Source organism: Proteus sp. FME41 (assembly GCF_014897315.1).
Classification (GTDB): Bacteria; Pseudomonadota; Gammaproteobacteria; order Enterobacterales; family Enterobacteriaceae; genus Proteus.
The window spans coordinates 59816-71884 of record NZ_JABUYL010000010.1 but is presented as its reverse complement, the minus strand read 5'-3'; the positions used below and the strand labels follow the sequence as shown (position 1 = coordinate 71884).

General features: G+C 38.3%; 8 protein-coding genes. 2 read left to right on the top strand and 6 right to left on the bottom strand.

Going from position 1 to position 12069, the window contains the following annotated elements; all coding sequences use genetic code 11:
• Nucleotides 1-100 precede the first annotated feature (100 nt).
• The 5 genes from INT04_RS10805 to ubiG all read right to left on the bottom strand — a co-directional run bounded on the left by INT04_RS10805 (nt 101) and on the right by ubiG (nt 5249).
• Complete coding sequence (locus INT04_RS10805) at nt 101-334, bottom strand: YgdI/YgdR family lipoprotein (RefSeq protein WP_193016142.1); 234 nt, start codon at nt 332-334, stop codon at nt 101-103.
• A 91-nt stretch (nt 335-425) separates the two neighbouring features.
• Nucleotides 426-704, bottom strand: a complete 279-nt coding sequence (gene yfaE, locus INT04_RS10800) for a class I ribonucleotide reductase maintenance protein YfaE (RefSeq protein ID WP_226894070.1) — start codon at nt 702-704, stop codon at nt 426-428.
• Between the two features lie 25 nt (nt 705-729).
• Nucleotides 730-1860, bottom strand: coding sequence for a class Ia ribonucleoside-diphosphate reductase subunit beta (gene nrdB / locus INT04_RS10795; RefSeq protein WP_193016141.1), 1131 nt, complete (start codon nt 1858-1860; stop codon nt 730-732).
• An 11-nt stretch (nt 1861-1871) separates the two neighbouring features.
• Complete coding sequence (gene nrdA, locus INT04_RS10790; RefSeq protein ID WP_193016140.1) at nt 1872-4163, bottom strand: class 1a ribonucleoside-diphosphate reductase subunit alpha; 2292 nt, start codon at nt 4161-4163, stop codon at nt 1872-1874.
• Nucleotides 4164-4511: 348 nt separating this feature from the next.
• Complete coding sequence (gene ubiG, locus INT04_RS10785) at nt 4512-5249, bottom strand: bifunctional 2-polyprenyl-6-hydroxyphenol methylase/3-demethylubiquinol 3-O-methyltransferase UbiG (RefSeq protein ID WP_193016139.1); 738 nt, start codon at nt 5247-5249, stop codon at nt 4512-4514.
• A 172-nt stretch (nt 5250-5421) separates the two neighbouring features.
• Here ubiG and gyrA point away from each other — a divergent pair, with 172 nt between their 5' ends.
• The gene (gene gyrA, locus INT04_RS10780; RefSeq protein WP_193016138.1) at nt 5422-8049 is read left to right on the top strand and encodes a DNA topoisomerase (ATP-hydrolyzing) subunit A; all 2628 of its coding nucleotides are present in this window, start codon (nt 5422-5424) and stop codon (nt 8047-8049) included.
• Between the two features lie 191 nt (nt 8050-8240).
• Entirely contained in the window at nt 8241-11075 is a 2835-nt protein-coding gene (rcsC, locus tag INT04_RS10775) for a two-component system sensor histidine kinase RcsC (protein ID WP_193016137.1), read from the top strand.
• Between the two features lie 336 nt (nt 11076-11411).
• On the opposite strand, the gene rcsB is transcribed toward rcsC, so the two are convergent.
• Nucleotides 11412-12068: a response regulator transcription factor RcsB gene (rcsB, locus tag INT04_RS10770; protein WP_193016136.1), complete on the bottom strand. Its 657-nt coding sequence runs from the start codon at nt 12066-12068 to the stop codon at nt 11412-11414.
• Between the last annotated feature and the right edge of the window lies 1 nt (nt 12069).

Genomic DNA, 12069 nt, shown 5'->3' with positions numbered 1-12069 from the left:
TATAGCGTAATGTTATGTTTACACTAAGAGGTTTGGAGCATAAAAAAACGCCAACTAATACATATTAATTGGCGTTCTGATGAGAAGATTAATAAAGATATTAATCGTCAAGCTCTACCATTCTTCTTATCTGATCACGATTAATTTGTTTCAATTGCCCAGTTTCTGCATCTTTATAGGTAATTAATCCAGTTTTTTCATCTTCTTGGGGTCTATCTGTTGTTAAAATCGTTTCCCCATTTACTGTTTCTATTTTTTGTGGGCTTGAACAACCTGCAACGAGCAGAATTGATGTAGAAATAGCAATGACTGAGAAAATAGACTTTAATTTCATAGCGCTTTTCCTTTTTTTATTGTGTTAATTTAACTTTAGTCAAAAATAAACAAGAGTGTTAGGAGAAAAGCCCAAATTAAGATAATTCAAATTATGTAGAGCAAATTTCTATTTCAATGTCACTTATAGGGTGGCAACTACAAGGTAAGATTTCATCAGGTTGGATAAAGGCTAAAGGTTCTGTGCGATAGCAAACTTTACCTTTTACTAAGCGTAAACGGCAAGAGCCACAATAACCTTCACGACATTGATATTCGATTTCAACGTTCCCTTGTTCTAGTGCATCAAGCAAAGAAGGATGGGTATCAGTATGAAATTCTAATGGGGTTGAAAGACCCTGCTGATGCAGGGTCACTTTATGAGATGCCATAACGAATCAGTGTTATCTCTCAGTATTACAGTTCAAAGCTACTTAAGTCGTCAGTATCTACTTGTGAGTCGATTTGACCTACAAGATAAGAACTAACTTCAACTTCTTGAGGCGCAACTTGAACATTATCAGATACTAACCATGCGTTAATCCATGGAATAGGGTTAGAGCGAGCTTTAAACGGTAATTTTAGACCCACAGCTTGCATACGAATATTGGTAATGTATTCGACATATTGGCAGAGGATTTCTTTATTTAAACCAATCATTGAGCCTTCAGAGAACAGGTATTCAGCCCACTCTTTTTCTTGCTCCGCGGCCTCTACAAACAGGTCATAACATGCTTGTTCACACTCAGCAGCAATTTCTGCCATTTCAGGATCATCTTGACCTGAACGCAGTAAATTCAGCATATGCTGTGTGCCGGTTAAGTGCAGCGCTTCATCACGAGCGATCAATTTAATGATTTTAGCGTTGCCTTCCATTAATTCACGTTCAGCAAAGGCGAATGAGCAGGCAAAGCTGACATAGAAACGAATAGCTTCTAACGCATTAACGCTCATGATACACAGATAAAGTTGTTTCTTTAATTTGCGTAAAGTGACATTAACGGTTTTGCCTTTCACATGATGATCGCCTTCGCCATACATGTGATAAAGGTTGGTTAATCTTATTAGCTCATCGTAGTAAGAAGAAATATCACGCGCACGTTTTAAGATTTCTTCATTTTCAACGATATCATCAAAGACGACAGAGGGATCGTTAACAATATTACGAATAATATGAGTATAAGAGCGTGAGTGAATGGTTTCAGAAAATGACCATGTCTCAACCCATGTTTCTAACTCTGGGATCGAAATTAAAGGTAGAAATGCCACGTTAGGGCTTCGGCCTTGAATTGAATCCAGTAATGTTTGATATTTTAAATTACTAATAAAAATATGTTTTTCATGATCAGGCAATGCATTGTAGTCAATGCGATCACGAGAAACGTCCACCTCTTCTGGACGCCAGAAGAAAGAGAGTTGTTTTTCAATTAGCTTTTCAAAAATAGGGTATTTTTGCTGATCATAACGCGCCACGTTAACAGGCTGCCCAAAAAACATGGGCTCCTGAAGTTGATCATTTTTAACTTGTGAAAAAGTAGTATAGGACATAGCTTCCTCAATTAAATTTTACACGCGCCGCCTTCACAATCTGAATCTTCTGTCTCAATGACTTCTTCCAGATCACCCTGTACATCATCTGCACCATCGCGGGTATTGTGATAATAAAGTGTTTTTACACCATATTTGTAAGCGAGCAGCAAATCTTTTAGCAGTTGGTTCATTGGAACCTTACCGCTAGGGAAACGAGTAGGATCGTAGTTAGTGTTCGCAGAAATTGCTTGGTCAACAAATTTTTGCATAATACCGACTAACTGCAAGTAACCTTCAATACTTGGCATTTGCCACAGTAATTCATAAGCGCCTTTCAAACGCTCATACTCAGGAACCACTTGACGTAAGATACCGTCTTTAGAGGCTTTAATACTGATATAACCACGAGGTGGTTCGATACCATTTGTTGCATTTGAAATTTGCGAAGACGTTTCTGATGGCATCAGTGCAGACAGTGTTGAGTTACGTAAACCGTATTCTTTAATGTCTTTACGTAAACCTTCCCAATCATAATGCAGAGGTTCTTTTGTCAGTACATCCAATGATTTTTTATAGGTATCGATAGGCAAAATACCTTCAGCGTAGGTGGTTTCATTAAACCATGGACATGCGCCTTGTTCTTTCGCTAATTCATTAGAGGCTTTTAATAAATAGTATTGAATTGCTTCAAATGCACGGTGAGTTAAGTTGTTTGCACTGCCGTCTGAGTAGCGAACGCCGTGTTTTGCTAAATAATAAGCAAAGTTAATCACACCAATACCTAATGTACGACGACCCATAGCGCCTTGTTTAGCCGCTAAAATTGGATAATCTTGGTAATCTAATAGTGCATCAAGTGAACGAACGGCTAAACGCGCAAGCTCTTCTAAATCATCAAGGTTTTCAATGGCACCTAAATTAAATGCAGATAATGTACACAGTGCAATTTCACCATTAGGATCTTTAATATCATTTAATGGTTTAGTTGGCAGTGCAATCTCTAAACATAGATTTGATTGACGAATAGGAGCAACTGACGGATCAAATGGGCTGTGCGTATTACAATGGTCAACGTTTTGAATATAGATACGACCTGTTGAGGCGCGTTCTTGCATCATCAATGAGAACAGCTCAACCGCTTTAACTTGTTTTTGGCGGATGCTTTTATCTTTCTCATATTGTACATATAAGCTTTCAAATTTATCTTGATCCGCAAAGAATGCATCGTATAAGCCTGGGACATCAGAAGGGCTAAATAAGGTAATATCTTGACCTTTGATTAAACGCTCATACATTAATTTATTTAATTGCACACCGTAGTCTAAATGACGAACACGGTTATCATCAACACCCCGGTTATTTTTTAGTACCAGCAGGCTTTCAACTTCTAAATGCCATAATGGATAGAACAGTGTTGCTGCACCACCACGAACACCACCTTGCGAGCAAGATTTTACCGCGGTTTGGAAGTGTTTGTAGAAAGGAATACACCCTGTGTGGAAGGCTTCACCGTTACGGATAGCACTGCCTAATGCACGAATACGACCCGCATTAATACCAATACCTGCACGTTGAGAAACATATTTCACAATAGCACTTGATGTTGCATTGATAGAGTCGAGGCTATCGTCGCACTCGATTAACACACAAGAGCTAAATTGACGTGTTGGTGTTCTGACTCCCGCCATAATTGGCGTTGGTAATGAGATTTTAAAGGTGGAAATCGCATTATAAAAACGTTCAATATAGTCCATACGGGTTGCTTGTGGGTAACGCGAGAACAAGCAAGCTGCGACTAAAACATATAAAAATTGTGCGCTTTCGTAAATCTCACCCGTAATACGGTTTTGGACGAAGTATTTACCTTCTAGTTGTTTAACCGCAGCATAGGAGAAATTCATATCACGTTGATGAACAACAAAATTATTCATCTGTTCAAATTCTTCTGGGGTGTAATCTTCAAGAAGATGACGATCGTATTTGCCTAAATCAACTAACTTTTTAACGTGATCATACAGTGTCGGTGGCTCAAATTGACCATAGGCTTTTTTACGTAAGTTAAATACGGCAAGACGAGCAGCAAGATATTGATAATCAGGGGTTTCACCTGAAATTAAGTCTGCAGCCGCTTTTACCAGTGTTTCATGAATATCGGCAGTTTTGATGCCATCATAAAACTGAATCTGAGAACGTAATTCAACTTGAGATACAGAGACATTTTCTAGGCCTTCCGCGGCCCAGGCGATAACACGGTGAATTTTGTCTAAGTCAATGCGTTCTTTATGACCATCACGTTTTGTGACGAGCAGGCTGTGATTCATGAGCGATGCACCTTTCTTGCATTAGTGTTACCTAAAATTTTATACCGCAAAAAAACGCTCCCGATGACAATGAGTGTCAAGGAGCCTTGTGGTGTGAAATTTAAGGAAACACAATATATAGGGGTTAGTTCAAATGGTGATAACAAGATAAAGGTAATTGAGAGATTGATCAAGTGTACAAATTGGATTGTTTCTGTGGATAAATAGGGGATAATTTTTTAAATAACTGCCCGTACCCTGCATAAATACAGGCAGTAAGAAACTCAAATTCAAGTGACAATGATGTAAAGTCAATTTTAAAAAATGTGATCGTTTGATGTTTTATTAAACCAAATCAAACTTTCAGTTTCACGAATTCGAGTTATGTGTCGATTGTGTGTGCACCATATAATTCACATCAACGTTTGGCGCTAATCGGAATTTGTCCGTGATCGGGTTATAATGTAAACCAATCATATTTTTGCTACGCAAATCGGTTTCATCGACCCAACTCAGTAATTCTGATGGGCGAATAAACTTATTAGCATCATGTGTGCCCTTAGGTACCATATTCAGAATATACTCCGCACCCACCACCAGCATTAGCCATGCTTTTTTATTGCGATTAATGGTTGAGAAGAAAACATGCCCACCGGGTTTAACAAGCTTTGCACACGCTCTTACTACAGAAGACGGATCAGGAACGTGCTCTAACATCTCCATGCACGTCACGACATCATAGGTCTGAGGATTGTCATTTGCATGGTTTTCAACGGTATCTTGAATGTATGTCACTGGAATGCCGGACTCCAGTGAATGCAAGCGCGCAACTTGTAATGGCTCTGTGCCCATATCAAGTCCAGTAACTTCAGCACCGACGCACGCCATACTTTCAGATAAAATACCGCCACCACAGCCGACATCAAGGACTTTTTTTCCAAATAAGCCATCAGCGCGTTCTTGGATATAGTTGAGTCTAAGTGGGTTTATGCGGTGGAGTGGTTTAAATTCACCGTCAAGATCCCACCACCGTGATGCGACGCTTTCAAATTTGTCGATTTCATGCTGATCAACGTTCGCATGTAAAGAGGTTGTTTTATCATTCATCAGAAAGTATTACTCCTATTTTCATATTGCTATGATTCTACCAACGTTAGACGGTGAAATCGAAGAGAATAGCGAAAGGATCATTAATTTAGTTGTTTCCTTTTTCCCAAAATTGGCGATTTATGGTATAGTTCTAAACCTTTGAATCCGTAGTATGAGGGACAGTGGCTCCATGAGCGACATTGCCAGAGAAATCACACCAGTTAATATCGAAGAAGAGCTGAAAAGCTCATATTTGGATTATGCGATGTCTGTTATTGTAGGACGCGCATTACCCGATGTTCGAGACGGACTGAAGCCAGTACACCGCCGAGTTCTTTTCGCGATGAATGTACTAGGAAACGATTGGAATAAACCTTATAAAAAATCAGCCCGTGTTGTTGGGGATGTTATCGGTAAATATCACCCGCACGGTGACAGTGCTGTTTATGAAACGATAGTTCGTTTAGCACAGCCTTTTTCTATGCGCTACATGTTGGTTGACGGGCAGGGTAACTTCGGGTCAGTTGATGGTGACTCGGCGGCTGCAATGCGTTATACCGAAGTTCGTATGGCGAAAATCGCCCATGAACTGCTGGCGGATTTGGAAAAAGAAACGGTTGATTTTGTTCCTAACTATGATGGAACAGAACATATCCCGGCAGTGATGCCAACCCGTGTTCCAAACTTGCTAGTGAATGGTTCTTCAGGGATTGCGGTAGGGATGGCAACAAACATTCCTCCACATAATCTAGGTGAAGTTATCGACGGCTGCCTTGCTTATGTTGATAACGAAGACATCACTATTGAAGAGTTGATGGAACATATTACGGGGCCTGACTTCCCGACAGCCGCTATTATTAACGGCCGCAGAGGAATTTTAGATGCCTACCGTACTGGTCGCGGAAAAATTTATATCCGTGCTCAGGCCAATATTGAAACTGATGAGAAAACCAGTCGTGAAACAATTATCGTGACGGAAATTCCTTATCAGGTGAATAAAGCGCGTTTAATTGAAAAAATTGCAGAGCTTGTAAAAGACAAACGTATTGAAGGTATCAGCGGATTACGCGATGAGTCTGATAAAGACGGTATGCGTATTGTTGTTGAAATCAAGCGTGATGCAGTGGGTGAAGTGGTATTAAATCACTTATTCTCACAGACACAAATGCAGGTTTCTTTTGGTATTAATATGGTTGCACTTCATCAAGGACAACCAAAATTATTAAACCTAAAAGAAATTATTTCTGCCTTTATTCGTCACCGTCGTGAAGTTGTTACTCGTCGCACTATTTATGAATTACGTAAAGCGCGTGATCGTGCCCATATCTTAGAAGCGCTCGCGATTGCATTAGCAAATATTGACCCAGTTATTGAACTGATCCGTCAAGCACCAAACCCAGCAGAAGCGAAAGCGGCATTAATTGCACAACCTTGGGATTTAGGTAGCGTCTCTACTATGTTAGAACGTGCTGGCGACAGTAATGTTGCTCGTCCTGAATGGTTAGAACCACAATATGGCGTGCATGAAGGCAAATACTATTTAACAGAGCAACAAGCTCAAGCTATTTTGGATCTGCGTTTGCAGAAACTAACAGGCCTTGAACATGAAAAACTGTTAGATGAATACCGTGATTTATTGCTTCAAATTGCTGAGTTACTGCACATCTTAAGAAGCCCTGAACGTTTAATGGAAGTTATTCGTGAAGAGCTAAATGCGATTAAAGATCAATATAACGATCCGCGTCGTACTGAGATCACTGAAAATACAGCAGATATTAATATAGAAGACCTTATCAATGAAGAAAATGTGGTTGTTACACTTTCTCATCAGGGTTACGTTAAATATCAACCACTTACCGATTACGAAGCACAGCGCCGTGGCGGTAAAGGTAAGTCAGCAGCAAGAATTAAAGAAGAAGACTTTATTGATCGCTTGCTGGTGGCTAACACTCATGACACCATTTTATGCTTCTCAAGCCGTGGTCGCCTCTACTGGATGAAAGTTTACCAGTTACCAGAAGCAAGTCGTGGTGCTCGTGGCCGTCCAATTATCAACTTATTACCTCTTGAACAAAATGAACGTATTACGGCTATTTTACCAGTAAGAGAGTATGAAGAAGGTAAGTTTGTCTTTATGGCAACGGCAAGCGGGACAGTGAAGAAAACACCTCTGCAAGATTTCAGCCGCCCTCGTAGTGCAGGTATTATCGCCGTCAACTTAAATGAAGGTGATGAATTAATCGGTGTTGATTTAACCGATAGCACAAATGAAGTTATGCTGTTCTCTGCTGACGGTAAAGTTGTTCGCTTTGCAGAAGATTGTGTTCGCCCAATGGGACGTACTGCGACAGGTGTTCGCGGTATGAAACTAAGTGGTGACGATAAAGTGGTTTCACTTATTATTCCTCGTGGTGATGGTGATATCTTAACCGTAACTGAAAATGGTTATGGTAAACGTACTGCACAAAGTGAATACCCAACGAAGAATCGTGCTACTCAAGGCGTTATCTCCATTAAAGTCAGTGAGCGTAACGGTAAAGTTGTTGGTGCTATTCAAGTTGAAGACACTGACCAGATTATGATGATTACGAATGCGGGTACATTAGTTCGTACACGTGTTTCAGAAGTCAGCATTGTTGGACGTAATACACAAGGTGTTACCTTAATTCGTACAACAGAAGGTGAGTTAGTTGTTGGCTTGCAACGTGTTGAAGATGAAGATGATGCATTAGATGATGATGAAGTTAATGAGGTTATTAACGAAGCAGCTTCTGAAGAACCTGAATCAGATTTAGCAGATGATGTGGACGAAGAATAATATTTATCATTATTGTGATGTATAAATAAAGAAAAGCAGGCATAATTGCCTGCTTTTTTTATGTAGTAAGATAAGTTTATTATCGGAAAAAATTATCTTGATGATAAAGATCATATCATTCAGACATACAGTAACTTCTGCTAGAATAGAATAAGTTTCTTATGCGTAGGTATATTGATTAGGGTGGTTGTTTGAGATATCTCTCGTCCTTTAAAACATCGTTAAAAATTTCCCGCTACCTTTTTCGCGTATTAGGTATCATGTTGTGGGCGATGGGCGCATTGTTAACCATGTTTTACCTTATCAATATCTTCAATGACACTAAGTCAGATATTCGGCAAGAGTATAGTAATAACTACACGAATCTTCTTAGTTTTTTTAGGCAAACTTCGGGTACCATCCGTGATTTACAATACCTCGCAGAACGCCACCAAGAACAACTCAATTTAAACCCTAACATTAAAAACTCATTATTTTATGAAGGACCTTTTTCACTTCATAAACTCAGTGACAACGCAGATTGTGAATTATTTAAAGGGCAAACGAACAACTATTTTCGCTCATTTAACAGTATTTTATATTATTGGAAAGATAACACACCTGCATTACAAGGGATAAACCAAGTCTTTATGGTGGGTTCCCACAGCATGTGTATGATTAATTTTCCTTTACGCGCATCACCTGTTGATACTGAGATGTTGAAAAAAATGGTGTATGAAAATACACGGAACTACATTAATCAACGTGCGCAAGGTAAAGAAGTTAACCAATATTGGATAGTGCCAGATGCGAAAGGAGATAGTGGCATACTGTATATTATGTCACCAGTTTATGCTTCGGGTAAATTTATTGGTCTGATTGGGATTGAAAGAGCAATCCGCCTCGAATATTTCTCTCCAGCTAAAGACAGAGTTATTTCTATTCATCTTCTTAATAGTAGAAATACCACGATCCTAAGTTATCCTGCTGAAAATAATTATCGTACGGTGAAACAAGTCCCTGATGTGAGTGCGCCTTATTTTGGTTTTGATGAGGATTTCAGTGATTTGGTCGCTAAGCGTAAATTATTACCGTCATCTTTTAGTGTGGTGTATTCATTACCACTTAAACAAATTTTAAATGAATTTAAATTTACTATTTTTAATGCACTGATTTTAAATATTATTTCTGCCATTTTTATTTTTATTTTTGTTTGGATTTTTGAGAAGAAAATATTTTCACCGGCAGAAAATAATGCCTCTCGCTTAGAAGAGCACGAGCAATTTAACCATAAAATTGTGGCATCTGCGCCTGTTGGGATTAGTATTCTTAGAATACGTGATGGTATGATTATCTTAAGTAACGAATTAGCGCATAACTATTTTCGTTTGCTTAGCCACAGTGATAAGCAAAATATTCTGTCTATTATTGCTGAAAAAAGTAGCAATATGGTCGATGTGGTAACGAATAACCGTAATCATTTACAAATTAGTTTTGTGAATTCACGCTATCAAAATGAAGATGTGGCTATTTGTGTATTAGTCGATATTAGTGCCCGCGTTAAAATGGAGCGTTCACTGCAAAATATGGCCACAGCAGCAGAGCAAGCTAACCAAGCCAAATCAATGTTCTTAGCCACGGTCAGTCATGAATTACGCACCCCACTTTATGGTATTATTGGTAATTTAGAGTTATTACAGTCATTTGCACAAAGTGATGATACGGCTCGATTATTAAAAACAATGGATAACTCTTCATCATTATTGCTAAAAATTATCAGTGATATTCTTGATTTTTCAAAAATCGAATCCAAGCAGTTAAAAATAGATATAAATCCATTTAATTGTCGCCAAGTGCTCTCTTTCGTTATTTCTAACTATTTACCTCTTATCGCAAAAAAAGATTTAGCTATTTATTGTTTTATCGAACCCGATGTCCCTAAAATTGTAAATAGCGACCCTGTTCGTGTGCAGCAAGTTATTTCTAATCTTTTGAATAACAGTATTAAATTTACTACAACAGGGTGTATCACCTTACATCTTTATAAAGATGAATATTATCTGTACTTTGATATCCACGACACAGGACGAGGTATTAGTGAAAAGGCGCTGCATGAGCTTTTTGAACCTTTTTTCCAAGTTTCACAAAATACAGAAAGTGCATCAGAAGGTACGGGACTCGGTTTAGCCATTTGTGAAAAATTGATCAATTTAATGGATGGTGATATCAGCGTTGTTTCACAAGAAAATATTGGGAGCCGTTTTACTGTACGAATTCCACTTTATGGTGCGTTAGAAAAGGATAATCTTGCTTCTAAAAAAGATATCTATAAAGGGAGCCCTATTCGTTGTTTTGTTGATATTAATAACCTCTATTTAGAAGGGTTTGTTCGACGTTATCTTCGTTATTTTGGCTTGAGCTGTGAATTGTTAACAGAAGAAGTCACGCTATCTTCAAGCGATTTTATTATTACAGATTATGATTATCTGAAAACAGACAGTTGCCAATTTATTAGGATCAATAAGCATTATTTTGAACCGACTAAAAAAATAGCAGAAAATACATGGATATGTAGTACTTATAAATTAAACGAGTTAACGAAAATAATACTACAATTGCCGCAAATTAAAGTAGACACAAGTTATTCTGAGATGTCTGCATTGAATACAGATAGCGGCTTAAAAACATTGACCGTTCTTATTGTCGATGATCACCCAATAAATCGTTTATTGTTGACCGATCAACTGAAAAAAATTGGTTTTAATACCGCAACGGCAGAAGACGGTTGTGATGCACTAAATTATTTAGCGAAAAATCATGTCGATATTATTCTGACAGACGTCAATATGCCGAATATGAATGGTTATCAGCTCGCAACCCACATACGACAAATGAGCAGTGATATGCCAGTGATTGGTGTGACGGCTAACGCTATTGCAGAAGAGAAGCAACGCTGTATCGATGCAGGAATGAATGACTGCGTATCTAAGCCTGTCTCCCTTTCTGTCTTAAGAGAAGTACTGATGGGATATATTCCCAAAGAATAGCGTTAAATAGTCATCATTAACGAGTAAATAAAAAGGACTAGTTGAGTAGTCCTTTTTATTTTTTGTACCTAAGTCGCTTAAAACTCCATTTTATGATAAAGAAAAAAGCCCCAGCTAATGCAGTTTAGTGGTTATTGTAGAGCGGTAGCTAGACTAAACAAATGTAAAAGAGCTGAGCATTCTGCTACTTATAAAAACGCTTATGAAATGAAGATTGAGAGCGAGGAGATGAAAAAGGAGAACTTAAATAGAAGTTGAGAAACAAAAACAAAGAAGCTCTCATATAGATTGAGCTTCCTGGTTTTATTGGTACAACTAACGGTAACTCGGATTAGATTAATCTGGGCCGTTAATTTCCTTATCAATAGTGACTGATGATAAGTAATTGAGCAGTGCAATATCGTTATCAACACCCAATTTCATCATCGCTGATTTTTTCTGGCTACTAATCGTTTTAATACTGCGATTAAGTTTTTTTGCAATCTCGGTAACGAGAAAGCCTTCAGCAAATAGTCTCAGCACTTCACTTTCTTTTGGTGACAAACGCTTGTCGCCATAGCCATTTGCATTCACTTTCTCAAGTAGCTTCGCGACACTTTCAGGCATAAATTTCTTGCCTTTTTGCAACGCAGCTAATGCTTTTGGCAGGTCGGTTGGCGCGCCTTGCTTAAGAACGATACCTTCAATCTCAAGATCAAGTACCGCACCTAAAATTGCTGGGTTGTTATTCATGGTCAGTACAATAATAGACAAATTAGGATAATGTCTTTTTATATACTTAATGAGTGTAATGCCATCACCATACTTATCACCAGGCATCGATAAGTCAGTAATTAAGGCATCGACATTCAACTTAGGTAAGTTATTGATAAGTGAAGTTGAATCTTCAAATTCGCCTACAACATTAACCCATTCAATTTGTTCTAAAGATTTACGAATACCGAATAAAACAATTGGGTGATCATCGGCAATAATAATATTAAGGTTATTCATG